General features: G+C 60.5%; 22 protein-coding genes. 10 read left to right on the top strand and 12 right to left on the bottom strand.

Annotated features, from left to right (window positions below; all coding sequences use genetic code 11):
• The first annotated feature begins 415 nt into the window (after window positions 1-415).
• The gene (gene rmf / locus HKK54_RS18355; protein WP_002553055.1) at window positions 416-631 is read left to right on the top strand and encodes a ribosome modulation factor; all 216 of its coding nucleotides are present in this window, start codon (window positions 416-418) and stop codon (window positions 629-631) included.
• 121 nt (window positions 632-752) lie between these two features.
• Here rmf and HKK54_RS18350 read toward each other — a convergent pair whose 3' ends face one another.
• The 4 genes from HKK54_RS18350 to sctC form a co-directional block, all read right to left on the bottom strand.
• The gene (locus HKK54_RS18350) at window positions 753-1778 is read right to left on the bottom strand and encodes a quinone-dependent dihydroorotate dehydrogenase (RefSeq protein ID WP_169387402.1); all 1026 of its coding nucleotides are present in this window, start codon (window positions 1776-1778) and stop codon (window positions 753-755) included.
• An 86-nt stretch (window positions 1779-1864) separates the two neighbouring features.
• A complete protein-coding gene (locus tag HKK54_RS18345; RefSeq protein ID WP_010176410.1) occupies window positions 1865-2326 on the bottom strand; it encodes a transglycosylase SLT domain-containing protein in 462 nt (153 codons plus the stop codon).
• Complete coding sequence (locus HKK54_RS18340) at window positions 2323-2688, bottom strand: winged helix-turn-helix domain-containing protein (protein ID WP_029616138.1); 366 nt, start codon at window positions 2686-2688, stop codon at window positions 2323-2325. Before HKK54_RS18340 ends, HKK54_RS18345 begins: the two co-directional genes overlap by 4 nt.
• Window positions 2689-2862: 174 nt before the next feature.
• Window positions 2863-4326, bottom strand: a complete 1464-nt coding sequence (gene sctC, locus HKK54_RS18335; protein ID WP_169387401.1) for a type III secretion system outer membrane ring subunit SctC — start codon at window positions 4324-4326, stop codon at window positions 2863-2865.
• A gap of 236 nt (window positions 4327-4562) precedes the next feature.
• Here sctC and HKK54_RS18330 point away from each other — a divergent pair, with 236 nt between their 5' ends.
• The 8 genes from HKK54_RS18330 (at window position 4563) to cobA (ending at window position 16582) form a co-directional block, all read left to right on the top strand.
• Window positions 4563-5762, top strand: coding sequence for a CmpA/NrtA family ABC transporter substrate-binding protein (locus HKK54_RS18330; RefSeq protein WP_169387400.1), 1200 nt, complete (start codon window positions 4563-4565; stop codon window positions 5760-5762).
• 12 nt (window positions 5763-5774) lie between these two features.
• Window positions 5775-6350, top strand: coding sequence for an ANTAR domain-containing response regulator (locus HKK54_RS18325; RefSeq protein WP_010176414.1), 576 nt, complete (start codon window positions 5775-5777; stop codon window positions 6348-6350).
• A gap of 889 nt (window positions 6351-7239) precedes the next feature.
• Window positions 7240-8451: a nitrate/nitrite transporter gene (locus HKK54_RS18320; protein ID WP_010176415.1), complete on the top strand. Its 1212-nt coding sequence runs from the start codon at window positions 7240-7242 to the stop codon at window positions 8449-8451.
• A complete protein-coding gene (locus tag HKK54_RS18315) occupies window positions 8451-10121 on the top strand; it encodes a bifunctional protein-serine/threonine kinase/phosphatase (protein ID WP_169389304.1) in 1671 nt (556 codons plus the stop codon). The genes HKK54_RS18320 and HKK54_RS18315 overlap by 1 nt, the downstream gene beginning before the upstream one ends.
• 232 nt (window positions 10122-10353) lie before the next feature.
• On the top strand, window positions 10354-12807 hold the full coding sequence (gene nirB, locus HKK54_RS18310) for a nitrite reductase large subunit NirB (protein WP_169387399.1): 2454 nt from the start codon (window positions 10354-10356) through the stop codon (window positions 12805-12807).
• Window positions 12804-13121 carry a nitrite reductase small subunit NirD gene (gene nirD, locus HKK54_RS18305; protein WP_010176418.1) on the top strand — a complete coding sequence of 106 codons (318 nt, stop codon included), beginning with the start codon at window positions 12804-12806 and terminating at the stop codon, window positions 13119-13121. The genes nirB and nirD overlap by 4 nt, the downstream gene beginning before the upstream one ends.
• Entirely contained in the window at window positions 13121-15829 is a 2709-nt protein-coding gene (locus HKK54_RS18300; protein ID WP_169387398.1) for a nitrate reductase, read from the top strand. Before nirD ends, HKK54_RS18300 begins: the two co-directional genes overlap by 1 nt.
• Window positions 15830-15838: 9 nt before the next feature.
• Entirely contained in the window at window positions 15839-16582 is a 744-nt protein-coding gene (gene cobA / locus HKK54_RS18295; protein ID WP_169387397.1) for a uroporphyrinogen-III C-methyltransferase, read from the top strand.
• 60 nt (window positions 16583-16642) lie between these two features.
• Here cobA and HKK54_RS18290 read toward each other — a convergent pair whose 3' ends face one another.
• The 8 genes from HKK54_RS18290 to ppsA form a co-directional block, all read right to left on the bottom strand.
• Window positions 16643-17626: an OmpA family protein gene (locus tag HKK54_RS18290; protein ID WP_010176421.1), complete on the bottom strand. Its 984-nt coding sequence runs from the start codon at window positions 17624-17626 to the stop codon at window positions 16643-16645.
• A 107-nt stretch (window positions 17627-17733) separates the two neighbouring features.
• On the bottom strand, window positions 17734-18324 hold the full coding sequence (sigX, locus tag HKK54_RS18285; protein ID WP_003215014.1) for an RNA polymerase sigma factor SigX: 591 nt from the start codon (window positions 18322-18324) through the stop codon (window positions 17734-17736).
• Window positions 18325-18411: 87 nt separating this feature from the next.
• Entirely contained in the window at window positions 18412-19236 is an 825-nt protein-coding gene (locus tag HKK54_RS18280) for a mechanosensitive ion channel family protein (protein ID WP_008432650.1), read from the bottom strand.
• A 2-nt stretch (window positions 19237-19238) separates the two neighbouring features.
• Window positions 19239-19484: a hypothetical protein gene (locus HKK54_RS18275; protein WP_003215011.1), complete on the bottom strand. Its 246-nt coding sequence runs from the start codon at window positions 19482-19484 to the stop codon at window positions 19239-19241.
• Window positions 19485-19569: 85 nt separating this feature from the next.
• The gene (locus tag HKK54_RS18270; protein WP_003215009.1) at window positions 19570-20565 is read right to left on the bottom strand and encodes a zinc transporter ZntB; all 996 of its coding nucleotides are present in this window, start codon (window positions 20563-20565) and stop codon (window positions 19570-19572) included.
• Between the two features lie 25 nt (window positions 20566-20590).
• A complete protein-coding gene (gene rraA, locus HKK54_RS18265; protein ID WP_010176422.1) occupies window positions 20591-21082 on the bottom strand; it encodes a ribonuclease E activity regulator RraA in 492 nt (163 codons plus the stop codon).
• A gap of 222 nt (window positions 21083-21304) precedes the next feature.
• On the bottom strand, window positions 21305-22294 hold the full coding sequence (locus HKK54_RS18260; protein WP_169387396.1) for an alpha/beta fold hydrolase: 990 nt from the start codon (window positions 22292-22294) through the stop codon (window positions 21305-21307).
• Window positions 22295-22402: 108 nt separating this feature from the next.
• Window positions 22403-24778, bottom strand: coding sequence for a phosphoenolpyruvate synthase (ppsA, locus tag HKK54_RS18255; RefSeq protein ID WP_003215003.1), 2376 nt, complete (start codon window positions 24776-24778; stop codon window positions 22403-22405).
• A gap of 178 nt (window positions 24779-24956) precedes the next feature.
• Here ppsA and ppsR point away from each other — a divergent pair, with 178 nt between their 5' ends.
• A complete protein-coding gene (gene ppsR, locus HKK54_RS18250; RefSeq protein WP_010176424.1) occupies window positions 24957-25775 on the top strand; it encodes a posphoenolpyruvate synthetase regulatory kinase/phosphorylase PpsR in 819 nt (272 codons plus the stop codon).
• Window positions 25776-25882 lie beyond the last annotated feature (107 nt).

The raw sequence follows: 25882 nt of genomic DNA, 5'->3' as shown, positions 1-25882 counted from the left end.
GCTACAGGCCTTATGGGCCTTTATTGACGGGGCAGTTCATGGATTGGGTGCAACAAAAAGAAATATTCTGACCCTTCGTCGAATAATAACCGACTGCAACAGACGGGCATTCTCACCAAAGGATTAAACCCATCCTCTTTGAAGGGCACATCATAGCGGGGTTTGCCCAATAAAAGGGGCGAAAAGCCATCCCAGCTTATGGCTATAGCATCATTATCGTTACGTGCTTATGACAAAACGATCATTGAATCCATGTGACCTATTGGTTAGAACTCAACACAGGTTGGCGCCGTAACGACGCCGACACATAGGCTCGCCACGCCGGCAGCGAGCCCACCAACGGCAGAAAAACTCTGCCCGGCCTCGGACGAGGCCGAAGGATATCAAGACAGTCAACAAGTGAGGGAAACACCCTATGAGAAGACTTAAGCGTGATCCGTTGGAAAGAGCATTTTTACGCGGATATCAATATGGCGTTCATGGCAAATCCCGTGAGCTTTGCCCATTTACTCTACCGTCGGTACGCCAAGCCTGGATCAACGGCTGGCGAGAAGGACGCGGCGACAACTGGGACGGTATGACTGGCACTGCGGGAATCCACAGACTCAACGAACTTCACGCCGTCGGCTAATCAAGGGCATTTAATTCCGACACCACCACGAATACGCAACACCTTAACCACGCACGCCCCATCCGGGCGGCGGGCTTCGGCCCAGGGGCTCCTTCAAGGAGCCCTTTTTAATGGGCGGCGATTAACCTCTTGGCAGTGCGGCGATTGCATCCACAGACTGGCGAATCAACGCCGGGCCCTTGTAGATAAAGCCGGAATACAGCTGTACCAGGCTTGCACCTGCGGCGATTTTCTCGGCCGCGTGCTTGCCCTCGGTGATGCCACCCACCGCAATGATCGGCAAGCGCCCACCCAGCTCGGCCGCCAGCACCTTGACGATGTGGGTGCTCTGGTCGCGTACCGGCGCACCGGACAGGCCGCCCGCCTCGTCACCAAAGGCCAGGCCTTCGACACCGACGCGGCTCAGGGTGGTGTTGGTGGCGATCACCGCATCCATGCCCGAGTCCACCAGGGCCTGGGCCACCAGCACGGTTTCTTCATCGCTCATGTCCGGGGCAATCTTGATCGCCAACGGCACGCGCTTGCCGTGGCGCACAGCCAGGTCTTCCTGGCGCTGGCGCAAGGCTTCGAGCAATTGCTTGAGGGAGTCGCCAAACTGCAGGCTGCGCAGCCCCGGGGTGTTCGGGGAGCTGACGTTGACTGTGACGTAGCTGGCGTGGGCGTAGACCTTGTCCAGGCAAATCAGGTAGTCATCCACGGCACGTTCTACCGGCGTGTCGAAGTTCTTGCCGATGTTGATCCCCAGGATGCCCTTGTACTTCGCCGCCTGGACCCGCGACAGCAAGTTATCCACACCCAGGTTGTTGAAGCCCATGCGATTGATGATCGCCTCGGCTTCCGGCAGGCGGAAGATCCGCGGCTTGGGATTGCCCGGTTGCGGCCGAGGGGTCACCGTGCCGATTTCGACAAAGCCAAAACCCAACTGCGCAAAACCGTCGATGGCTGCACCGTTCTTGTCCAGGCCAGCCGCCAGGCCGACCGGGTTGGGGAAATCGAGCCCCATCACCGACACCGGCATTTTCGCCGGCGCCTTGCACACCAGCCCATTGAGCCCCAGGCGGCCACCGGCCCCGATCAAATCCAGGGACAGATCGTGGGAGGTTTCCGGAGAGAGTTTGAACAACAGCTGGCGGGCCAGGGTATACATGGGCGGGATTGACTCGGATGGCGGCGAAAGGTGGCGGCGATTATAGCCGGGGTGACGGGCTGCATGCGAGGCGTGACGTCCAATCATCAGTTGCGGTGCGCCATCAGTTGCTCGTAGCGAACCCAAATCTTTTGCGCATAGCGAAGACGCAGCTCTTCACGACGGGGCCCGGGGCCGCCCCCCACATTGTAGGAACCGATCGCCGTCCAGTTGTAACCGAACTGCTTGATAAACTCGGCCAGGATCGAGGCACCCACCTCCACCGATAAACAAGGCTCATCCAGCAAGCGTTGCTCGGTGATGCCTTCCTTGAGCAGGCGCGGCAGGTGAATGCTGTTGATCTGCATCAACCCGATATCACGGGTGCCGTTGTTGTTGGCGTGGTTCATGGCCTCGGCGCGATAACCCGACTCTACCGCAGCGATGGCCTGCAGCAGCTCCGGCTCAATGCCATATCGGTTGGCGGCCTCTGCCCAGCAATACGCCCGGGCTTCATGGCCAAAGCAGACCGTGAGCAGCAACAGCCCCTTGCGCCAGACGCCTTTCATGCCTGGCCCCGACCGCAGGAGGAACAGACCTGGCTCGCCGCGTTGACCGAACAGGTCACGCGATACCCCTTGCCATACACCGTCTTGATCAGCCCCCTGCCCTCCTTCAAATACTTGCGCAGTGAACAGATACAACGGGTCAGGGACTCCTCGGTGGCATCGTTATGGGGCCATGCCCGTTCCAGCAACTGGTCCTTGGTCACGAGCACACCGGCCGACGCCAACAACAGGCGCAACACATGCCCCTCCTTGGGCGGCAGTTGAATATCCGAGTCTTCGCCGGTCAGCCTGCCGTCGCTGTGCAACGTCCACCGATCAAAGACCATAGGCGCCGCCATTCCCCCCTCCATCACCCCTGCCATTCACACCTCTGCACCTGACTCCCCCCATTTCCGACACGGGCCCTCCTGCAAGGTCGCGACTATAAAAAGCTCACCCGTCGTGTAGGAGAGGCAAAGGCCCACAGGCACGGTATTTTTCAGACGGGCTATGTAAGACTTTTCGAGACCGCCAGTCCTGATTGGACGGTCAATGGTTTATCCCTCGGATACGCGGGTAAATGCCCGCTTCACGCGCTCATGCTGGGAGGGTGTCAACGGCGGTGCCTGCCCCGGTCCGCCACCTGTGTGCGAGGCACCACCCACCGGCGCAACCTGGATGACAAACAGCCGCACGCTATTGGCCATAGGCCCGTAGTAGCGCCCGGACAAGGCCGCGCCGGTTTCACGCTGAAAATCCCCCACCAGCAACCGCCGGCCCGGAGCCACACGCACTACGGTGCTGATCCCCATGCGTTCCACCGCCGCCGAGCGTTTGTCGCGACTGCCGGCCTTGCCCATCTGGCGGCCATCTTCGAGGATGAGCTGCATCTCGATTTCATTCGCCTCGGCGAAGCGCGGCAGCACACTGACCTGTGTGCCGTAGACCACCGGTTGCCACTCATCACTGTTCTCACCCGGCCGGGGCAGGTAGGACGTCTGGTTATCGTTGAAAACCGCCGGCACATTCTCCTGGGTCAGAATCACCGGCAACGCCGTGACCTTCGCTCGTCGACGCTGCTCCAGTGCCGTGATCCGTTTCATGAACACATCGTCCTCGACGGGTGCCATTACGCGGCTTGCCGGAGGCTTGTCGGGCCCATTGTGCAGGGCATCGCCCACCTTCTTGAGCTCGTCGCGGTCCACATCCACCAGCCACAATGAAACCTCAACCGCACGCTTCGGCACGTCCAGTTCCGCCACCAGGTTTTCGATAAAGCTCACCTGCGCAGGCTTGCCCTTGATCAACAAGCTGTTGGTGTCCGGGTACGCCAACACCGAAATAGTCTTGTCGGCGAGTAATCCGGGTTGCCGTGGGGATGCGCTCTTCTGCTCGACGGCCAGCAGTTTTTCGATCATGGAAGCCATGCCCGGCACCGTGACGGTTTTGTCCCCCATGTCGTACTCGCGGTCGGCAACGTGGGTGTTGAGCACCTGCACCACTCCGATCCGCTGCGGCCCCATGCGCAGCTCCGCACGCTGGCGGTCCATCAGCTGTGCCAGGCGCAGCACATGGTCGACGTAGTTCGGCGGCCCGGACACGTAGAACACCCGCGCCGCACTCGCACGCAGCGGATAGCGCGCCTCGTCGAGCCCGGAGCGGCGCATGAACCCGCGCAACATATCGACCGAAATATGCCGCAGGGTTACCACCGAGCTTTTCGCCTCGTCGGCGTCATACAGGTAAAGCACCTGGCCGTCGCTGTACCAGATCAAACCGTGCTGCCGGGCAACCGACGCCAGGAGCGGTTGGGCCGAATCGAAATCGAACGTCCCGCTGATGCGCTTGCGGGCCGCCGCCTGACTGACCACGATCGGCTGCCCCAACGGCAAGGACAACGCGGTAAAAAACGTGTGCAGGTTCTCATCACGGGCCTCGTACGGCTCCCCGAGCACCCGGGGACTGCCCAGCACCAACAGCCAGAAAAACACAGTCGCAATACGATGGCGGTTGATGAACATGCCTGCAAAGCCCGGGATCAAGGAGCGGCCATACTGGGAGCCAGGCCGGTTTCAATCCTGACGGGAAGCTGACGGCCTGCCGGGCTTACCCGGTGCGTGGCATGTGCCTTGCTTTGCCTTGCCTATCGCAGCCCGCGCCAACGGCGGAACGGGTTCAGGACAAAGACGTCGTTACCCCGGGCCTCCTCCGTGCGTGGCCCGACGGAGCGGCGTTTTTTTATGAAAGGTACATACAGATGAATGATCCCTTGGCTTGGGTCAACGGCAGTGATGCTCCGGAAAAGAGCAGCCTCAACCTGGGCTTCATGGCCCTGAGCGATTGCGCCTCAGTGGTAGTCGCCGCCACCCAGGGCTTCGCCCAGCCCTATGGCCTGACACTGAACCTCAAACGCCAGTCGTCATGGGCCAGTCTGCGGGACAACCTGGTCAGCGGCGAACTGGACGCGGCCCACAGCCTGTATGGCCTGATCTACGCCGTGCACCTGGGCATCGGCGGCGTAGCGCCCACCGACATGGCGGTGCTGATGGGCCTGAACCAGAATGGCCAGAGCATCAACCTGTCCCGTGGCCTGCAACAGTTGGGGGTGACCAGTCCTGAGGCACTGGACCGCCACGTGCACCAAAGCCGAACAAAACTCACCTTCGCCCAGACCTTTCCCACAGGCACCCACGCCATGTGGTTGTATTACTGGCTGGCCAGCCAAGGCATCCATCCGTTGCAGGATGTCGACAGCGTGGTGGTGCCGCCGCCGCAAATGGTGGCTCACCTGCAAGCCGGGCGCATCGACGGGTTTTGTGTGGGTGAGCCGTGGTGCGCCAGTGCGGTGAAGCAAAACCAGGGCTTCACCCTGGCCACCACCCAGGCGATCTGGCCGGATCACCCGGAAAAAGTCCTCGGCTGCACCCAGGCGTTTGTCGAGCAGTACCCCAATACCGCCCGGGTGCTGGTGATGGCGATCCTGCAAGCCAGCCGGTTTATCGAAGAAAGCACGGAAAACCGCCGCTCCACCGCGCAATTGCTGAGCGCCCCGCACTACCTCGACGCACCGCTCGACTGCATCGAACCGCGCTTGCTGGGCAACTATGACGACGGCCTCGGCAACCACTGGCAGGATCCTCACGCGCTGCGGTTTTATGGCGACGGCGCGGTCAACCTGCCCTACCTGTCGGATGGCATGTGGTTCATGACCCAATTCCGTCGCTGGGGCCTGCTGCGCGAAGACCCGGATTACCTCGGCGTCGCCCGGCGCGTGCAGCAACTGGATATCTATCGCCAGGCGGCCAGCGCCGTAGGTGTGCCGGCCGGTGGCGAGGCCATGCGCAGCAGCCAGTTGATCGACGGAAAGGTTTGGGACGGTTCGGACCCGGCCGGGTATGCCCGCAGCTTTCGCCTGCATGCCATGACAGATGTTGTCAGCCGCCAAGCCTTGCGCTGACAGGAGGACCTTATGTTGCGAATCCTGTTGATCAACGATACGCCGCGCAAGGTGGGGCGGCTCAAGGCCGCGTTGACCGAGGCCGGGTTTGAAGTAATCGATGAGTCGGGGCTGACGATCGATCTGCCGGCGCGGGTTGAAGCGGTGCGCCCGGATGTGATTTTGATCGATACCGAGTCGCCGGGGCGCGATGTGATGGAGCAGGTGGTGCTGGTGAGCCGGGATCAGCCGCGGCCGATTGTGATGTTTACCGACGAGCATGATCCGGGGGTGATGCGACAGGCGATCAAGGCCGGGGTCAGTGCCTATATTGTCGAGGGGATTCAGGCGCAGCGGTTGCAGCCGATCCTGGATGTGGCGATGGCGCGGTTTGAGAGTGACCAGGCGATGCGCGCGCAGTTGCAGGCCAGGGATCAGCAGTTGGCTGAGCGTAAGCGGATCGAAACGGCCAAGGGGCTGTTGATGAAAATGAAGGGGTGTAATGAGGAAGAGGCCTACACGCTGATGCGGCGTCAGGCGATGAGTCGGCAGCAAAAGCTGATTCAGGTGGCGGAGCAGATTATTGCCATGAGTGAGTTGTTGGGGTGAGGGGTGTATATCCGTTATTTAGGTAACGGCCACTATTGGTTCCGCTCTTACAGCGGCTCACTTTTGAAAAGCGCAAAAGTAAGCAAAACGCTCTTGCCCCACCACTCGGCACCTCGCTCAGGCTCGGTGTGCCCTCACGCCGGTACTACTCCGCGGGCCGCCGCGACGGGGCGTCCCTGCCCCGTCGCGGCTAAACCGGCGTCCTGCCGGTTTACCCGCTCCGTACTACCTGCGTTCGGCCAGCGTGGTTTAACGGGGCGCCTAAGATCAAGATCAAAAGCAGATCAAGAACACAGCGGCCTACAGGCCGGCTTGAGTGGTGTGAAGCAAAGGCAACATCAAGATCAAAATCTACAGCGGGCACGGTCCAAATGTGGGAGCTGGCTTATCGGGTCGCCGCATCGCTGCGATGGCATCGCCTCGGTGTATCTGATGTACCGAGTTGTCTGCATCGCAGGCAAGCCAGCTCCCACAGAAAAGCAGCTCTGCACTTGCCTTGGCTTTTGATCTGGCTTTTAACACTCAGGTCGGCTTTCAGGCCGCCGTGCTGTTGATCTGCTTTTGATCTTGATCTGCGGGCCCCGTTAACCACGATGGCCGCAAGCAGGTACGGTGGAGCGGAACCATAAGCCGCCGTTACCGCAGCAACGGATATGTACACAATCAAAAAACCCAACCCCTGTTGGCCCACCTCTTGCTAAAGAATCCCCACAGGTAGCCAACGGCGGTTGCCCCATCCACGACAAAGACGTCGCACATCCGGTTTGCCCACGCGAACCCGGTGGCGGCGTTTTTTCGTTTTGGCCCCATAGCCCGGGGCCGGTGGGGCGGCCACAGCCGTTCCATCACCAGGCCTTCTCATAAGACCCCTTTACCGCTGAGGTGCGTGATGAAATCAAGCTTCTGGAAATCCGGTCATACCCCGACCCTGTTTGCCGCGTTCCTGTATTTCGACCTGAGCTTCATGGTCTGGTACCTGCTGGGCCCTCTGGCGGTGCAAATCGCCGCTGACCTGCATCTCACCACCCAACAACGCGGCCTGGTGGTGGCCACGCCCATTTTGGCCGGCGCCGTGCTGCGCTTCCTGATGGGCATGCTGGCCGACAAACTCTCGCCCAAAACCGCCGGCCTGATTGGCCAGGTGATTGTCATCTGCGCCCTCTTCGGCGCCTGGAAACTGGGGATCCACAGCTACGAACAAGCCCTGCTGCTGGGCATGTTCCTCGGCATGGCGGGTGCCTCGTTCGCCGTTGCCTTGCCCCTGGCGTCCCAGTGGTACCCCGCCGAGCACCAAGGCAAGGCCATGGGCATCGCCGGCGCCGGCAACTCCGGGACGGTGTTTGCGGCCTTGCTGGCTCCGGTGCTCGCCGCCGCGTTTGGCTGGAGCAATGTGTTTGGCTTCGCGCTGATCCCGCTGGTCCTGACCCTGATCGTCTTCGCCTGGCTCGCCCGCAATGCCCCGCAACGGCCCAAGGCCAAATCCATGGCTGACTACTTCAAAGCCCTGGGCGACCGCGACAGCTGGTGGTTCATGTTCTTCTACAGCGTGACCTTCGGCGGCTTTATCGGCCTGGCCAGTGCGCTGCCCGGTTACTTCAACGACCAATACGGCCTGAGCCCGGTGACTGCGGGTTACTACACCGCCGCCTGTGTGTTTGGTGGCAGCCTGATGCGGCCATTGGGCGGCGCGCTGGCTGACCGTTTTGGCGGGATTCGCACCCTGCTCGGCATGTACGGCGTGGCAGCGATCTGCATCGCGGCGGTGGGTTTCAACCTGCCAAGTTCCTACGCAGCACTGGCGCTTTTCGTGTGCACCATGCTCGGTTTGGGTGCCGGTAACGGTGCAGTCTTCCAACTGGTGCCCCAGCGTTTTCACCGGGAGATCGGCGTCATGACCGGCCTGATCGGCATGGCCGGCGGTATCGGCGGCTTTGCTCTGGCGGCGGGCATGGGCGCGATCAAGCAAAGCACCGGCAGCTATCAGTTGGCGCTGTGGTTGTTCGCCAGCCTGGGCGTGCTGGCCTGGTTCGGCCTGTATGGCGTTAAACGTCGCTGGAGAACCACTTGGGGCTCGGCAGCGGTGACGGCTGCACGCGTCTGATGACCCTGCAACTGAGCTTCGCCCAGGCCAGCGCCACCGGCCCACGGCAGGAAAACCAGGACGCCGTGCGCCTGGTCACTCCCGCCCCTGAGTTGGCCGCCAGCAAAGGTTATCTGTGTGCCATCGCCGACGGCGTCAGCCAGTGTGCCGATGGCGGACTGGCCGCGCGCTCGACCTTGCAGGCCCTGGCCCTGGACTACTACGCCACGCCGCAAACCTGGGGCGTGGCCCAGGCGCTGGAGCGCTTGCTGGTGGCGCAGAATCGCTGGTTGCAGGCCAACGGTGGCGGCCTGCCACTACTCACCACCCTCAGCGCCCTGGTGTTTCGCGGGCAGCGTTTCACCCTGGCCCATGTGGGTGATTGCCGGGTGTATCGCTGGCTCGATGGCGAGTTGCAACGCCTCAGCGAAGAGCATGTGTGGGAACAACCGGGCATGCAGCATGTGCTCAAGCGCGCCATGGGCCTGGATCAACACCTGGTGCTGGATTTTCTCGACGGCGAGTTGCGGGCGGGCGAATGTTTTCTGCTGCTCAGCGACGGCGTGTGGGCGACCCTGGGGGATCACGCCATTGGCGCGATCCTGCGGGAACAGTCAAATCTGGACCTGGCCGTGAACACCCTGGTCAGCGCCGCGCACCTGGCGGGCAGCCAGGACAATGCCAGCGCTGTGCTGGTGCGGGTCGACCAGCTCGGCGCCGCCACCCTCGGGGATGCACTGGTGCAGTTGCAGCAATGGCCACTGCCGCCGCCCCTCAAAATCGGGCAACACTTCGAAGGCTGGCAGGTGGAAGCGCTGCTGGGGCAAAGTCGTCAGTCCCTGCTCTATCGGGTACGCGACGCCCAGCAACAGGCCTGGTTGCTGAAGACCTTGCCGGTCAGCCATGACGACGACGTGTTCGCCGCCCAGGCCCTGCTGTCGGAGGAATGGTTCCTGCGCCGGGTCGCTGGCCGCGCGTTTCCTGAAGTCCATCCGGCCAGCGGCCGTCAGCATTTGTACTACGTGATGCGTGAATACGCCGGGCAAACCCTGGCCGAACTCTTCAAACACCAGGGCCCATTACCCCTGGCGCAGTGGCAATCCCTGACCGAGCGCCTGTTGCGCGCGGTCGGGCTGCTGCACCGCAGGCAGATCCTGCACCGCGACATCAAGCCGGAAAACCTGCTGCTGGGTGACGATGGCGAATTGCGCGTGCTGGACTTCGGCCTGGCCTACTGCCCCGGGCTCTCCGAGGATCGCGCGCACCTGTTGCCAGGCACGCCGAGCTTTATCGCGCCGGAAGCCTTCAATGGCGAACGCCCTACGCCGCAGCAGGATCTGTATAGCGTCGGCGTGACTTTGTATTACCTGCTGACCGGGCATTATCCCTACGGCGAAATCGAAGCATTCCAACGCCCCAGGTTCACCACGCCGGTCAGCGCCAGCCGTTACCGCCCCGACCTGCCCGACGGGTTGCAACAGAGCCTGGAACGCGCAGTCGCCGCTCAGCCTGAACAACGTTACGAAACCGCCGAGGAGTGGTTGCGGGTGCTGGAGCAGGCAGACCGACGCGAGTTGAGCATGCGGCCAAAACCGCTGCTGGAGCGCGAACCGCTCAAGGTCTGGCAAACCTTGGCCGTGCTGTCGTTGCTGATCAATCTGGTGCTGTTGTACTGGCTGTTGCACCACTAAGAGGCGAAATTCCTCGATATTTGGACGCCGGGCTCAACAAATCAGGCCAAACCGCTACTTGGCACAACCACTGCATTAGCTTTCCCATCAACACACATATAGCCGCGCCTTCAACGTCGAAGGTCGAGCTTCCCGAGAGAACGGGACCAGGACAAAGGCGTCCTCGCTACTTGCGTAGCGGGGACGCCTTTTTTTGTTGCGCACGATTTGTCGAGCCACTGCGGAGAACGACATGAAGAAACTCAAACTGGTGATGATCGGCAACGGCATGGCCGGGGTTCGCACCCTTGAAGAATTGCTCAAGCTGAGCAGCGACCTGTACGACATCACCGTCTTCGGCGCTGAACCCCACACCAATTACAACCGCATCCTGCTGTCGCCGGTGCTGGCCGGTGAGCAGACCTTCGAAGAGATCGTGCTCAATGATTTGAGCTGGTACCTCGATAACAACATCAAGCTGCTGCTCAACCGCAAAGTGGTGCAGATCGACCGGGTCAAACGCAAAGTCATCGCCGAAGACGGCAGCGAGGCCGAGTACGATCGCCTGCTGATCGCCACCGGCTCCACGCCATTTATCCTGCCGATCCCCGGCAATACGTTGCAGGGTGTAATCGGCTACCGCGACATCGCCGACACCCAGGCCATGATCGACACCGCCAAGACCCACAAGCACGCCGTGGTGATCGGCGGCGGCCTGCTGGGCCTGGAGGCTGCCAACGGCCTGATGCTGCGCGGCATGCACGTGACTGTGGTGCATATCGGCGAGTGGCTGCTGGAACGGCAACTGGACAAGACCAGCGGCCAACTGCTGCAAACCGAACTGGAGAGCCGTGGCCTGGTGTTCCGCCTGCAGGAACAAACCCAGGCGTTGCATGACGCTGGCAACGGTCGCGTCGGCTCGGTGCAATTCAAAAATGGCGACGTGATACCGGCGGACCTGGTGGTAATGGCCGCCGGCATCCGCCCCAGCACCGAACTCGCGGAAAAATCCGGCATCCCGTGCAACCGTGGGATTCTGGTCAACGACACCCTGCAAACCTACGACCCGCGCATCTATGCCATCGGCGAATGCGCCAGCCATCGCGGTATCGCCTACGGCCTGGTGGCACCGCTGTTCGAGCAGGCCAAAGTCTGCGCCAATCACCTGGCGCAGCTGGGCTTCGCACGCTACCAGGGCTCGGTGACCTCGACCAAACTGAAAGTCACCGGCATCGACCTGTTCTCCGCCGGCGACTTCATGGGTGGCGAAGGCACCGAGACCATCACCCTTTCCGACCCGATTGGCGGTGTCTACAAGAAGCTGGTGATCAAGGACGACATCCTCGTCGGTGCCTGCCTATACGGCGACACCGCTGACGGTGGCTGGTATTTCCGACAGATCCGTGAGAACCACGCTATTGGCGAGATCCGCGATCACCTGATGTTTGGCGAAAACGCCATCGGCGATGTAGGCCATCAAGGCCAGGACAAAGCCATGAGCATGGCCGACAGCGCCGAAGTCTGCGGCTGCAACGGCGTGTGCAAGGGCACCATCGTCAAGGCGATTCAGGAACACGGGCTGTTCAGCGTCGACGACGTGAAGAAGCACACCAAGGCCGCCAGTTCCTGCGGCTCCTGCGCCGGGTTGGTGGAACAGATCCTGATCAACACCGTAGGCGGCGCGGCAGACGTCAAACCAAAAAGCGAAAAAGCCATCTGCGGCTGCAGCGACCTCAACCACGGGCAGATTCGCCAGGCCATCCGCGACCAGCACCTGCTGACGATCGCCGGCACCATGAGCTACCTGAACTGGCGCACCCCGAACGGCTGTGCCACTTGCCGCCCGGCACTCAACTATTACTTGATTTCCACCTGGCCCGGCGAGGCAAAAGACGACCCGCAATCGCGCCTGATCAACGAACGGGCCCACGCCAATATTCAGAAAGACGGCACCTACTCGGTCGTCCCGAGGATGTGGGGCGGCGTGACCAATCCCTCGGAGCTGCGGCGCATCGCCGATGTGGCAGACAAGTACAACGTGCCGATGGTCAAGGTCACCGGCGGGCAGCGCATCGACTTGCTGGGCATCAAGAAGCAGGATTTGCCCGGTGTGTGGAAAGACCTCGATATGCCGTCCGGCCACGCCTACGGCAAATCCATCCGTACCGTGAAGACCTGCGTGGGCAGTGAGTTCTGCCGCTTTGGTACGCAAAACTCCACGCAACTGGGGATCGAACTGGAGCACGACCTGTTCAATATGTGGTCGCCCCACAAGGTCAAACTGGCGGTGTCTGGTTGCCCGCGCAACTGCTCGGAAGCAGGGATCAAGGACGTGGGAATTATCGGCGTCGACTCGGGTTGGGAGATGTACATCGGCGGTAACGGCGGGATCAAGACCGAGGTCGCCGAGTTCTTCGTCAAGTTGAAAACCGCCGAAGAAGTGCGCGAATACAACGGCGCTTTCCTACAGCTTTACCGGGAAGAAGCCTTCTACCTGGAGCGCACGGTGCACTACCTGCAAAGGGTGGGCATGGAGCACATCAAGAAGGCCGTGCTGGAAGACCCGGCGCGGCGCCAGGCGCTCAATGAACGCCTGCAATTCTCCCTGTCGTTCGAACAGGACCCGTGGAAAGAACGCCTGGAACAGCCGCTGCTGAAAAAGGAATTCGACACCATCCCCGTCAAACTGCTGGAGGTGCCGGCATGAACTGGCTGGATATCTGCGCCCTCGAAGAAATCAACGCCCTGGGCTCGCGCATCATCACCGGGCCAAAAGGCGACATCGCGATTTTTCGTACCAGTGACGACGAAGTGTTCGCCCTCGACGACCGCTGCCCGCACAAGGGCGGGCCACTGTCCCAAGGGCTGATCTACGGCAAACGCGTGGCCTGCCCGCTGCATAACTGGCAGATCGACCTGGCGTCCGGTGAGGCCCAGGCACCGGACATTGGTTGCGCCCATCACCACCCGGCCCGCGTGGAAAACGGTCGGGTGATGTTGGCGCTGCGGGACGCCGGTTGATGAACCGCCAGACCACCGCTTCGACCTGCTGCTACTGCGGGGTCGGCTGCGGCGTGCTGATCGAACATGACGGCTCGCAGATCCTCGGCGTCAGCGGTGATCCGAGCCACCCGGCCAACTTTGGCAAGCTGTGCAGCAAGGGGTCGAGCTTGCACCTGACCGGCGACCTCGCGGCCCGCGCGTTGTACCCGGAACTGCGGCTGGGCAAAGGCCTGGCTCGCAGCCGCACCGATTGGGACACCGCCCTGGAACACGCGGCGAATGTGTTCGCCGAGACCATCGCTGAACACGGGCCGGACAGCGTGGCGTTCTATATCTCCGGGCAGTTGCTGACCGAGGACTACTACAGCTTCAACAAACTGGCGCGGGCGCTGGTGGGCACCAACAACATCGATAGCAACTCGCGGCTGTGCATGTCTTCAGCGGTGGTCGGCTACAAGCGCAGCCTGGGCGCCGATGCGCCGCCGTGCAGCTATGAGGACCTGGAGTCGAGCGACTGCGTGATGATCGTCGGCAGTAACATGGCCTACGCGCATCCTGTTTTGTTCCGACGCCTGGAAGAAGCGAAAGCCCGTCGGCCACAGATGAAAGTGCTGGTGATTGATCCCCGGCGCACCGACACCTGCGACTTGGCGGACCTGCACCTGGCGATTTTGCCGGGTACGGATGTCGCGTTGTTCCATGGGATCTTGCACTTGTTGCTGTGGGAGGACTGGATCGACCGCGACTTTATCCAGGCCCACACCGACGGCCTGGTCGAGCTCAAACGCCTGGTTCACGACTACACGCCACACATGGTCACGCAGCTGTGCGGCATCAGTGTCGAGCAACTGCGCCTGTGCGCGGAATGGGTCGGCACCTCGGCGAGTTTTCTGTCGTTGTGGTGCATGGGGCTTAACCAGTCCACGGCGGGCAGCGCGAAGAACAGCGCCTTGATTAACCTGCACCTGGCAACCGGCACCATTGGCCGCGCCGGCTGCGGTCCCTTCTCCCTGACCGGTCAGCCGAATGCCATGGGTGGGCGGGAAACCGGCAGCTTGTCGAAATTACTGCCCGGCCATCGCGAGGCGTCCAACCCGGAACATCGGGCAGAAGTGGCCGCGTATTGGGGTGTAGAACAACTGCCTGCCAGCACCGGGCTGACCGCCATCGAGCTGTTTGAACAGATACAGGCCGGCAAGATCAAGGCCCTGTGGATTGCCTGCACCAACCCTGCCCAATCCCTGCCCGACCAGAACAGCGTGCGCCAGGCCCTGGAGGCGTGTCCGTTCGTGGTGCTGCAGGAAGCTTTTCGTACAACCGAGACGGCGCGTTTCGCCGACCTGTTGTTACCGGCGGCGAGCTGGGGCGAGAAAGAAGGCACGATCACCAACTCCGAGCGGCGTATTTCCCACGTTCGACGGGCCATTACCCCACCCGGGGAAGCTCGGCCGGACTGGGCAATCACAGTGGATTTTGCCCAGCGCCTGGAGCGACGTCTTTGTCCCGGAAAACCGGGTCTTTTTGCCTTTGAGCAGCCGGCGCAGATCTTTGATGAATTCAAACTGCTGACCCGTGGACGCGACCTGGACCTGTCGGGCATCAGTCACGCCCTGCTCGACCGGATCGGCCCGCAGCAATGGCCATTTCCAGCCAACGCGGTGAGCGGCACCCCACGCCTGTATACCGATGGTGTTTTTCCAACCGAGACGGGCCGCGCGCACTTTGTGGCCGACCCTTATCGCGCCGCCAAGGAGCAGCGTGACGCGCGCTTCCCGCTGACCCTGATCACCGGACGCCTGCGGGACCAATGGCATGGCATGAGCCGCACCGGCACCGCTGCGCAGCTGTTCGGGCATGTCAGTGAAGCGCTGGTCAGCCTGCACCCGGATGAACTGCGCCGGTATCGCTTGAAGGAAGGCGACCTGATCAGCCTGAAAAGCCGGCGCGGCAGCGTAATTGTGGCCGTCGACAGCGATGACAGCGTACGTCCCGGCCAGGCGTTTCTGCCAATGCACTGGGGCGATCGCTTTCTCAAAGGCGGTGTGAATGCGCTCACCCAGCCGGCGTTCGACCCGCTGTCCAAACAGCCGGAACTCAAACACAGCGGCGTACGCCTGGAGGCGGTGCAACTGCCCTGGCATTTGTTTGCGCTGATTGAAGGCGATGTGCAGCAACACTTCGAAGCGTTGCGCCCGCTGTGTGAGGGCTTTGCCTACGTCAGCCTGAGCCTGACTGGCCGGGAGCGGCCCGCGCTGCTGATTCGTGCAGCACATCACGAGGCGCCCGCCCTTGAACTGCTTAAGCAGATCGACCAATTGCTGGGCCTCAATGACGGCCCGGTCATGGCCTACGACGACCCGCGGCGCTCCATTGGCAAGCGGGTAAAAATCGAAAAGGGCCGCATCACCGCGATCCGCCTCGCCGGCGAAACCCTGGCTCGCCACTGGTTGCAAAGCCTGTGGCTGGAGGGTCGTACCGATGACCCATTACGACGCTGGCTGCTGGCGCCATTGAGTGCGCCACCCGGGGGCGGTTCGACCCGTCACAAGACGTTGTGCAACTGCAAGAACGTCAGCGAAAGCGCGGTCTGCGCCGGGATTGCCCGGGGCCTGGACCTGAATGGGCTGAAACAGGAGCTGGGTTGCGGCACGCAATGCGGCTCCTGTGTGCCGGAAATAAAACGGCTGTTGGCGAGTGGCACGCAGCCAATCGCAATCACGGTGTGAGGAAAGCATGTGAGCGCAAAAGTCTGGCTGGTGGGCGCAGGCCCCGGCGATCCGGAGCTGCTGACACTCAAGGCGGTGAGAGCCCTGCGGGAAGCCGATGTGGTGCTGATCGATGATCTGGTCAACCCGGCGCTACTGGAGCATTGCCCCGCTGCACGGCTGATCACCGTGGGTAAACGCGGCGGCTGCCGTTCCACACCCCAGGCATTTATCCACCGCCTGATGTTGCGCTATGCCCGCCAAGGCAAATGCGTGGTGCGGCTCAAGGGTGGCGACCCGTGCATATTTGGTCGTGGCGGCGAAGAGGCGGCATGGCTCCGGCAACAAGGGGTGGAGGTGGAGTTGGTCAACGGCATTACGGCGGGACTGGCCGGGGCCACTCACTGTGATATTCCGCTCACGTTGCGCGGAGTCAGCCGTGGCGTCACGCTGGTCACGGCCCACACGCAAGACGACAGCAGCCTCAATTGGCGAGGACTGGCCGAGGGCGGCACGACGCTGGTGATCTATATGGGCGTGGCGAAGCTGGGGGAGATTCGACAGCAGTTACTGGAGGGTGGCATGAGCGATGACATGCCGGTGGCGATGATCGAAAACGCCTCGTTGCCACAGCAGCGTGAGTGCCGCAGCAGCCTTGCCCGGATGCAGGACGATGCGCACGAATTTTCGCTCAAGAGCCCGGCAATCCTGGTGATTGGCCAGGTTGTCCAGCCGGCACAGGCGGTTGAGGCTCTGGCCAGCGCGACTGCCTGAGGCAAATTTCAGGCGAAAAAAAGCCCGGCCTAAGCCGGGCTTTTTTCTACAACTCAGTAATTACTGAGCTGCTTGTGCTTCTACCGAGGCTTCTACGCGACGGTTGATAGCACGGCCAGCTTCAGTTGCGTTGTCAGCAACTGGGCGGGATTTGCCATAACCAACCGAGCTTACACGGTTAGGAGCAATACCGTCTTTGACCAGGACTTGCTTAACAGCGTCAGCACGACGCTGGGACAGCTTCTGGTTGTAAGCGTCAGGACCGACGGAGTCAGTGTGACCTTCAACAACGGTGGTGGTTTGTGGGTACTGTTTCATGAAGTCAGCGAGGTTTTTCACGTCGCCGTAGCTGTTAGGCTTAACAACCGACTTGTCGAAGTCGAACTTCACGTCCAGCTCAACACGAACAACCTGAGCAACCGGAGCTTCTGGCTCTGGAACTGGCTCTGGAGCTGGTGCCGGGGTAGGAGCTGGAGCAGTTTTACCAGCGTTGCCGCCGAAGTTTACGCCCAGACCAACCAGTGCGGAGTAGTCCCACTTGCCGTTGTCCAGTGCGTAGTCAGCTTCAACACCAGCACGTGCGAACAGGTTGTCGGTGAAGTAGTACTTCACACCAGCGCCAGCGATAGCCAGGGTCGATTGATCGCGACCTTTGTGACCATCAGCTTCTACGTTGGTACGGCTCTGGTGGCCGAAACCGCCCTCTACGTATGGACGCAGGGAGTCGACACCAGCTTGACCGAAGTGGTACTGGGCAGTAACGCTGCCGGTATCACCCTTGATCTTCTGGCTACCGGTACCGTCGTTCGAACGGGTGTGGTTGGTAGTGTCGTAGTTCAGGTTGATCGACACGTCGTCGGTCAGGAAGTAACCGATGCTTGCGCCAGGATTGTAGCCGTCTTCGATATGCTTGACGCTATCGTTGAACTGCTTTTTGTAGAACAGCTGGCCTTCAACTGCGCCTTGACCTTGTGCCAGAGCGCCGAAGGAAGTAGCAGCAATAAGAGTACCAATGGCCAAGCCCAAGGTGTTTTTCAGTTTCATCCGTTAAATCCCCATCTGGTGATTGTAAAGCAGTCCCACATACCGGGGGACAACTCGGCGACAAGTCTAACAGAACTTGCCTACACGTAAGAGATATTTGCCACGCACTAAGTTTCAGTACTGCCCGCAAATTTCTCACGTAATTTATCAAGAGCACGTTTGTAACGCATTTTTGTAGCACTCAAACCCATATGCATGATGTCAGCGATTTCCTGAAATTCCAGCTCTGCGACAAATCGTAGCACCAGAATTTCCCGGTCAATCGGGTTCACATGCACCAACCAGCGATCGAGTCCGCCCTTTTCTTCCGGGGTTGGCGCCTTCTCTTCAGACGCTTCCTCAAGGGGGTCCAGACTCAAAGCGTCCATCAAGCGACGCTTTCGCCGTTCCTTCCGATACTGCGTGATGCACTCGTTGTACGTGATGCTATAAAGCCATGTCTTGAACTTCGATTTGCCCTCGAAGTTCTTCAGGCCGTATAGCACCTTGAGCATCACTTCCTGACAGACATCATCCGCATCTCTATCGTTCCCTAAATACCTTGAACAAACGTTGAACAGAGTGCGTTGATACCTGCGCATCAATTCTTCGTACGCGCGTGTTACGTGAAACAGCTCCGTGTGCGAGCGCGCGACCAACTCCTCATCAGAGAGCTCACGGGGGTCATAGCGCGTGGACAGCGTTTGGGCTTTATTCAAAACAAGTCGTGCCGACAGTCAGGTCAATGTCCGCCTCAGCCTGGATACCCAGGTTTGCGGCGGCGTACATTAGCAGGGTTTGCCGGGTTAGCGGCTAGTCACATGCTGTTCCAGCAGGATCCGATTCGAAAGCGACACCAGTTCGCCATCGTCGGTCAGCACTGTTGTCTTAACCGTGCCGATCTCCTCGATCTGCCCTTCGACCTCGCCCACACGCACTTGTTGCCCAACCTGATACAGCTCACGCACATAGATTCCCGCAAGAATCTGCCCGGCAATTTCCCGGCTTCCCAGTCCCATGGCCAGCGCAACGGCCAGACCAACGGTAATCAAAACAATCACAATCACATGGTTCAGCAGGTCAGTCTTGACCTCCAACTGGCTGATCGCGACCGAAATACTGATGATAATCACCAGGCCCTGAGCGATTCGCCCCAGGCCGCTGGCGTAATCCAGCCCTACCCCTTCAGCCGCGCCGCGCACCAGGCCATTGGCCAGTTGCGCCAGCAAAACCCCTACGAGCAGCACCAGCGCGCCACCGAATACCTTCGGCAAATACAGCGCCAGCATGTCGAGCGTAGCTGAAACTCGCTCAAGTCCAAGGGATTCAGCCGCAGAAACCAGAAAAATCAGCAAAACAAACCAATAAACGATCTTGCCGATCAATGTCGAGATCGGCACTTGCAGCCCGGCACGTCCCAGAATCTTGGTCAGGCCGGTACCGCCCATCAGTCGATCGAGACCCAGTTTAGCCAGCAATTTGGAGAGCAGGGTGTCGAGCAGCTTGGCCACGACAAAACCCAGCAGTACCACCACCAGGGCACCAAACAGGTTGGGAATGAAATTCGCCACCTTGGTCCACAGCGCAGTCATTGCAGTTACCAGACTCTGGGTCCAGAGATCGAGTTCCATATTCATTCAGCCTTATCAGCAGTGCGAGCAAGAGGTTTACGACGGGAAACCGGTGAAACATGGGCCGAACCGTTGTTCAGGGCCATCATCAATGCCGGCAACCAGCGGCCGAGCAGACCGAACAGGTCCCCCGCCCCGACCTGGCGGTTGGCGGTTTTCAAAACGCGACCCAGGCAAGCATCGTCGTCCCGGTTGGACGGCGAAGCATTCAGCATGTCACGCAAAGACTGTTCGAACGGATCGTGCATAAAAACCTCTCGCAAGTGATTTAAAAGACGAGGGTAAAATTCTTCGGGTCACATGACCTCTTTCCACGTTCAGGTCACATTCAGGTCAGACCCAACGTAAACGTCGAAACAACCACCACTGCCCGACCGCCACCGTGACCATCATCAGGCAGGCAATCAGGAACCCGTAAGGGCTGGAAGAGAACGGAATTCCCCCCACATTGATCCCCAGCAAACCGGTCAGGAAACTCATCGGCAGGAAGATCCCGGTGATGATCCCGAAGCGGTACATGGTGCGGTTCATGCGCAGGCTCAAACGCCGGTCTTCGGTCTCAAGCACAAGCCCCACGCGCTCCCGGGCCAATTCCAGCTCTTCCAGGTAACGGGTCAGGCTGTTGTTCAATTCGTTCCAGTAGTCAGCATCGTCGTCGCAGAACCAGGGCAGTTTGATCCGGGTCAACTGCGCAAAAATATCCCGCTGCGGCGACAGGAAACGTTTCAGCCCGGCGGCGCGCCGACGGATCTGCAAAACGCTGCCATGCTCCGGGGTATACCGTTCGTCGGCATCCAGTTTTTCTTCTTCGATATCGACGATTTCGGACAGATCACTGACCAGATCCTGGACCTTGTTGGTCAGGTACTGCGCCATATAAAGGACCAGTTCCGACGACGTTTTCGGCCCCTTGCCATCCGCCAACTGCACCAGCAGCTCATCCGTTGCACGTAACGGGCGCAAGCGCAGGGAAATCACCCGCGCCGCCGAGGCAAAGATACGCACCGAGACCATGTCTTCCGGTTCGGCGCCGGGGTTCAGGTTGACACCGCGTAAAAACAGCAGCAGTTCGGCGTCCGGCAGCGGCAACAGGCGTGGGCGGGTGTTTTCCTCCAGCAGCAGGTCACACGCGAACTCGCTCAAGCCGCTGGATTTGCGCAACCAGGTCTGGGTCTGGGGATGGCTACGGTCCCAATGCAGCCACAGGCTTTCCTGAGGCTGCAGTTGCAGCTCATCAAGCTCTGTCCGGGCAATCGAACGCGCACCACCCTTACCGTCCAGCACCAGGGCATGCACCAGCCCCCACTGCGCGTTTTCTTCCTCGAACATCCTCACCCCTGTCGGCTACTGCTATTTATTCAGGCATTTTCAGCGGGCTGGGGGAGACGATCACACCGTTATTGTCGGCGTACACGTACTCACCCGGGCGGAAGGTCACGCCAGCGAAGGTCACCGCCACGTTCAAATCGCCGATACCACGCTTTTCTGTCTTCATCGGGTGGCTGGCCAGGGCCTGTACACCCAAATCGGTCTGGGCAATCACGTCCACATCGCGGATGCAGCCGTAGATCACCAGCCCTTCCCAGCCGTTTTTCGCGGCTTTCTCGGCAATCATGTCGCCCAGCAACGCACGGCGCAGGGAACCACCACCGTCGACCACCAGCACCTTGCCGGCGCCATTGAGTTCGGCTTGTTCCTTGACCAGGGAATTGTCTTCAAAGCACTTGATGGTCACGATCTCGCCACCAAAGGAGTCTCGGCCGCCGAAATTGCTGAACATCGGCTCAACCACCTGCACCAACTCCGGGTAGGCGTCACACAGGTCGGGGGTAAGGTAATGGTTCATCGAGAAACTCCTGTAGGTGAAAGAAAGTGTCAAACATCCCACTGTTTACTTACATCTGGAAACGCTTTGCCATGAAGGTTCTTTAATCCGGGCCGAATAGTCAGGCCCATCCGACAGCAACGCAAGACCCACTGCGCGACTGAATATGACCAGAACCACCCAACGCGTCATATCTTAGCCGCTACGGCAAACAAGCGAAACGCCCCTGATAGAGCCTTGCGCTCAAACCACAGCAAGTTCCTGCGACTGCGCCCCCGCCAAAGGTGTAAGCGGATCTTTCAGCCAACGCCTCACCAACGGCCACACTTCAGCCTGGGCAGCCTTGCTGACGAGCATCTCGACGTGCCCGAAATCCCCGCTGAACCCTTGCCGGCGCCCCAGGCACAGGTACTGGCGATGCTCGGAGCCGACTTGCTCGAAAAGTTTGCGACAGGCCCAGTCCGGGTCCTGGTGATCGCCGGCAGCGCTCACCGCCAATAGCGGCACGTCGACCGCTGCCAGGCCTTTCCACCAATCCTGCTTCCCTTCGCCAAAGCGGCCGAACAGGCCATTCCAGCGCATGGCTTCAATCAGCACACCTGCCGGTTCGTCTTCGGGGCCGCGCTTCAGCCGCGAGCCAGACAATTGGCCAAAGCGTTTCAAGAGCAGGCGACCGGTCCATTCCAACGGTGGCAGTTTCAACGGCCAATGGGTACGGCTGACCTGGCAGCCAAACAGCGCCACCGAGGCCACTGCCGGCGCGCCAAGGTGCTGCCCACCCAGGGCCGCAGCCAGGGTTGTGCCACCCAGGGAATGCCCGATCCAGTGGGGAATCTGCCCACTTTGCTCACGCACAAAGGCAGCAATGGCCGGCAAGTCGTAGCGAGCATAGTCGGCAACGCGGTTTTTGGCGTAGTCGTGGTTACGTCGGGACAGCCCGTGGCCGCGCATTTCCGGGATCCAGACGTCGAACCCCTCGCGCGCCAGGTAAGCGCCCAAGCCGATCCCCTTGGGCGAATACCAAAAGCGTCGGTTGGAGAAACTGCCATGCAACAAAACCACCGGCACGCCCCGGTTTTCCGGGACATCGGCCAGGCCCAGGCGGGTCACGGCCAGCTCGACGGTGCCGTCAGGGCTGTTGCCGGGCTTGAGGCGATACACATCTTCACTCAGGTCGCCACGACGCTCAGCGCTGATCAAGGCGACAGGAAACAGGTTGCTGCTGCTTTGCATAATGCTCTTGCACAAAAAAGGGCGGCGTCCGGAAGGAGTTCCGCCCTGTACAGAATGAGAAATGCCGGCCAACCCTAACGATTGACCGGCACTTTTTGAGGTTGCGTCTTACGCCTGAGCTTGACCTTCAGCCAGGAAGAACCAGGTTTCCAGTACGGAATCGGGGTTCAGCGAGACGCTTTCGATGCCCTGTTCCATCAGCCATTTGGCCAGGTCGGGGTGATCGGAAGGGCCTTGGCCGCAGATCCCGATGTACTTGCCAGCCTTGTTGCACGCCTGGATGGCGTTGGCCAGCAGCTTCTTGACCGCAGGGTTACGCTCGTCGAACAGGTGGGCGATGATCCCCGAGTCGCGGTCCAGGCCCAGGGTCAGCTGGGTCAGGTCGTTGGAGCCGATGGAGAAGCCGTCGAAGAATTCCAGGAACTCTTCAGCCAGGATGGCGTTGGACGGCAGCTCGCACATCATGATGACGCGCAGGCCGTTCTCGCCACGGGACAGGCCGTTTTCAGCCAGCAGGTCCACCACCTGGCTCGCCTCGCCCAGGGTGCGCACGAATGGCACCATGATTTCGACGTTGGTCAGGCCCATCTCGTTGCGCACGCGCTTGAGGGCGCGGCATTCCAGCTCGAAGCAGTCGCGGAAGGCTTCGCTGATGTAACGCGAGGCGCCCCGGAAGCCCAGCATCGGGTTTTCTTCTTCCGGCTCGTAGAGCTTGCCGCCGATCAGGTTCGCGTATTCGTTGGACTTGAAGTCCGACAGCCGGACGATGACCTTTTTCGGGTAGAACGCCGCCGCCAGGGTGCTGATGCCTTCCACCAGCTTCTCGACGTAGAAGCCCACCGGGTCGTTGTAGCCGGCGATGCGCTTGTCGACGCTTTCCTTGATGTCCGGCGGCAGGCCGTCGTAGTTCAACAGTGCCTTGGGGTGCACGCCGATCATGCGGTTGATGATGAACTCCAGGCGGGCCAGGCCCACACCAGCGTTCGGCAACTGCGCGAAGTCGAAGGCGCGGTCCGGGTTGCCGACGTTCATCATGATCTTGAACGGCAGGTCCGGCATGGCGTCGATGGAGTTTTGCTTGATGTCGAAGCCCAGTTCACCTTCGAAGATGAAGCCGGTGTCGCCTTCGGCGCAGGACACAGTCACGCCCTGGCCGTCTTTCAACAGTTGGGTGGCGTTGCCGCAACCGACCACTGCCGGGATCCCCAGCTCACGGGCGATGATCGCCGCGTGGCAGGTACGCCCGCCACGGTTGGTGACGATGGCGCTGGCGCGTTTCATCACCGGTTCCCAGTCCGGGTCGGTCATGTCGGAGACCAGCACGTCGCCTGGCTGGACTTTGTCCATCTCGGACACGTCCTTGATGATCCGCACCTTGCCGGCGCCGATGCGCTGGCCGATGGCACGGCCTTCCACCAGTACGGTGCCGGTTTCTTTCAACAGGTAGCGTTCCATGACGTTGGCCGAGGTGCGGCTCTTCACGGTTTCAGGGCGGGCCTGAACGATGTACAGCTTGCCGTCGTCACCGTCCTTGGCCCATTCGATGTCCATCGGGCACTTGTAGTGCTTTTCGATGATCATCGCTTGTTTGGCCAATTCGCTGACTTCGGCGTCGGTGAGGCAGAAACGCGCACGTTCGGCCTTGTCGACATCAACGGTTTTTACCGAGCGACCGGCCTTGGCCTCGTCGCCGTAGATCATCTTGATCGCCTTGCTGCCCAGGTTGCGGCGCAGGATGGCCGGGCGGCCGGCTTCAAGGGTGTGTTTGTGGACGTAGAATTCGTCCGGGTTCACCGCACCTTGTACGACGGTTTCGCCCAGGCCGTAGGCGCCGGTGATGAAGACCACGTCGCGAAAGCCCGACTCGGTGTCCAGGGTGAACATCACGCCGGCCGTGCCGGTTTCCGAACGCACCATGCGCTGCACACCGGCAGACAGGGCCACCAGCTTGTGGTCGAAACCCTGGTGTACACGGTAGGAAATGGCGCGGTCGTTGAACAGCGAGGCGAACACTTCCTTGGCCGCGCGGATCACGTTTTCCACGCCGCGGATGTTCAGGAAGGTTTCTTGCTGACCGGCGAAGGAGGCGTCTGGCAGGTCTTCGGCGGTGGCCGAGGAGCGCACGGCGACGGCCATGTCCGGGTTACCGGCCGACAGCGTGGCAAACGCGGTGCGGATCTCGGCGTTGAGCTTCTCGGGGAACTCGGCTTCCATGATCCATTGACGGATCTGGGCGCCGGTCTTGGCCAGGGCGTTGACGTCATCGACGTCCAGCGCATCGAGGGCGGCATGGATCTGATCGTTGAGGCCGCTCAACTCGAGGAAATCACGGTAAGCCTGGGCGGTGGTGGCAAAACCACCTGGAACCGATACACCGGCGCCCGCAAGATTACTGATCATCTCGCCCAGGGATGCGTTCTTGCCCCCTACGTGCTCTACATCATGGACGCCGAGCTTATCGAGGGAAACTACGTACTCTACCAAGGTGATCTCTCCACTTTCTGTGTTGGAAAAGCTCAGGACGCCGGCGGCTCAGTAGGAGCGGTTACCGGCGTTTGTGGCCTGGACCTGGAAAATAAGTGAGAATGCGGCCCACTGCGGGACGGCAAAATCGCGCCTATCATATCCAAGATTCGTCATCAGCTTAAGGCCCAAGGCTCAAATGAAACGATCTGCTTTCTTTATCTCCGACGGCACCGGCATCACAGCCGAAACCCTGGGTCAAAGCCTGTTGGCGCAGTTCGAAAACATTACCTTCAGCAAATTCACGCGACCCTATATCGATAGCGTGGATAAAGCGCGAGCCATGGTACAACAAATCAATCTGGCGGCCGAAAAAGACGGATTTCGTCCGATCATTTTCGACACCATCGTCAATCAGGACATCCGTGAGATCCTCGCGACCTCCAATGGTTTCATGATCGACATCTTCTCTACCTTCCTGGCGCCGCTGGAACAAGAGTTAAGTGAACATTCGTCATACTCTGTCGGAAAATCTCACTCCATTGGTCACAACTCCAACTATATGGAGCGGATCGAGGCGGTGAACTTCGCCCTCGACAACGACGACGGCGCCCGCACCCACTACTACGACAAGGCTGATTTGATCCTCGTGGGCGTGTCCCGCTGCGGCAAGACGCCGACCTGCCTCTATATGGCCATGCAATTCGGGATTCGCGCGGCCAACTACCCGCTGACCGAAGACGACATGGAGCACCTGACACTGCCTGCCGCCCTGCGCGCGCACCAGCACAAGCTGTTCGGGCTGACCATTGACCCGGACCGGCTGACGGCGATTCGTAATGAACGCAAGCCCAATAGCCGATACTCCAGCTATGCGCAGTGCGAATTTGAAGTGCGGGAAGTAGAAAATCTGTTCCGCCGGGAGAATATTGCGCACATCAATTCCACGCATTTTTCGGTGGAAGAGATTTCGGCGAAGATTCTGGTGGAGAAAGGGGTGGAGCGGCGGTTCAAGTAACCGGTTGTTCAGACACCACTGATCCCCTGTGGCGAGGGGGCTTGTCCCCCGTTGGGCTGCGAAGCGGCCCCAGTAACGCCACCGCAGTCTCTCAGACAGAACGGCGT

Origin of the sequence: Pseudomonas sp. ADAK13, from assembly GCF_012935715.1 — a bacterium.
In the GTDB taxonomy this organism is placed as follows: Bacteria; Pseudomonadota; Gammaproteobacteria; order Pseudomonadales; family Pseudomonadaceae; genus Aquipseudomonas.
This window is presented reverse-complemented; position numbering and strand designations above follow the sequence as displayed.

What these genes read in the sequence shown, in the direction of transcription:
- rmf (WP_002553055.1), top strand. Translation starts at nt 416, where the DNA reads ATGAGAAGACTTAAGCGTGATCCGTTGGAAAGAGCATTTTTACGCGGA.
- HKK54_RS18350 (WP_169387402.1), bottom strand. Translation starts at nt 1,778, where the DNA reads ATGTATACCCTGGCCCGCCAGCTGTTGTTCAAACTCTCTCCGGAAACC.
- HKK54_RS18345 (WP_010176410.1), bottom strand. Translation starts at nt 2,326, where the DNA reads ATGAAAGGCGTCTGGCGCAAGGGGCTGTTGCTGCTCACGGTCTGCTTT.
- HKK54_RS18340 (WP_029616138.1), bottom strand. Translation starts at nt 2,688, where the DNA reads ATGGCAGGGGTGATGGAGGGGGGAATGGCGGCGCCTATGGTCTTTGAT.
- sctC (WP_169387401.1), bottom strand. Translation starts at nt 4,326, where the DNA reads ATGTTCATCAACCGCCATCGTATTGCGACTGTGTTTTTCTGGCTGTTG.
- HKK54_RS18330 (WP_169387400.1), top strand. Translation starts at nt 4,563, where the DNA reads ATGAATGATCCCTTGGCTTGGGTCAACGGCAGTGATGCTCCGGAAAAG.
- HKK54_RS18325 (WP_010176414.1), top strand. Translation starts at nt 5,775, where the DNA reads ATGTTGCGAATCCTGTTGATCAACGATACGCCGCGCAAGGTGGGGCGG.
- HKK54_RS18320 (WP_010176415.1), top strand. Translation starts at nt 7,240, where the DNA reads ATGAAATCAAGCTTCTGGAAATCCGGTCATACCCCGACCCTGTTTGCC.
- HKK54_RS18315 (WP_169389304.1), top strand. Translation starts at nt 8,451, where the DNA reads ATGACCCTGCAACTGAGCTTCGCCCAGGCCAGCGCCACCGGCCCACGG.
- nirB (WP_169387399.1), top strand. Translation starts at nt 10,354, where the DNA reads ATGAAGAAACTCAAACTGGTGATGATCGGCAACGGCATGGCCGGGGTT.
- nirD (WP_010176418.1), top strand. Translation starts at nt 12,804, where the DNA reads ATGAACTGGCTGGATATCTGCGCCCTCGAAGAAATCAACGCCCTGGGC.
- HKK54_RS18300 (WP_169387398.1), top strand. Translation starts at nt 13,121, where the DNA reads ATGAACCGCCAGACCACCGCTTCGACCTGCTGCTACTGCGGGGTCGGC.
- HKK54_RS18290 (WP_010176421.1), bottom strand. Translation starts at nt 17,626, where the DNA reads ATGAAACTGAAAAACACCTTGGGCTTGGCCATTGGTACTCTTATTGCT.
- HKK54_RS18280 (WP_008432650.1), bottom strand. Translation starts at nt 19,236, where the DNA reads ATGGAACTCGATCTCTGGACCCAGAGTCTGGTAACTGCAATGACTGCG.
- HKK54_RS18275 (WP_003215011.1), bottom strand. Translation starts at nt 19,484, where the DNA reads ATGCACGATCCGTTCGAACAGTCTTTGCGTGACATGCTGAATGCTTCG.
- HKK54_RS18270 (WP_003215009.1), bottom strand. Translation starts at nt 20,565, where the DNA reads ATGTTCGAGGAAGAAAACGCGCAGTGGGGGCTGGTGCATGCCCTGGTG.
- rraA (WP_010176422.1), bottom strand. Translation starts at nt 21,082, where the DNA reads ATGAACCATTACCTTACCCCCGACCTGTGTGACGCCTACCCGGAGTTG.
- HKK54_RS18260 (WP_169387396.1), bottom strand. Translation starts at nt 22,294, where the DNA reads ATGCAAAGCAGCAGCAACCTGTTTCCTGTCGCCTTGATCAGCGCTGAG.
- ppsR (WP_010176424.1), top strand. Translation starts at nt 24,957, where the DNA reads ATGAAACGATCTGCTTTCTTTATCTCCGACGGCACCGGCATCACAGCC.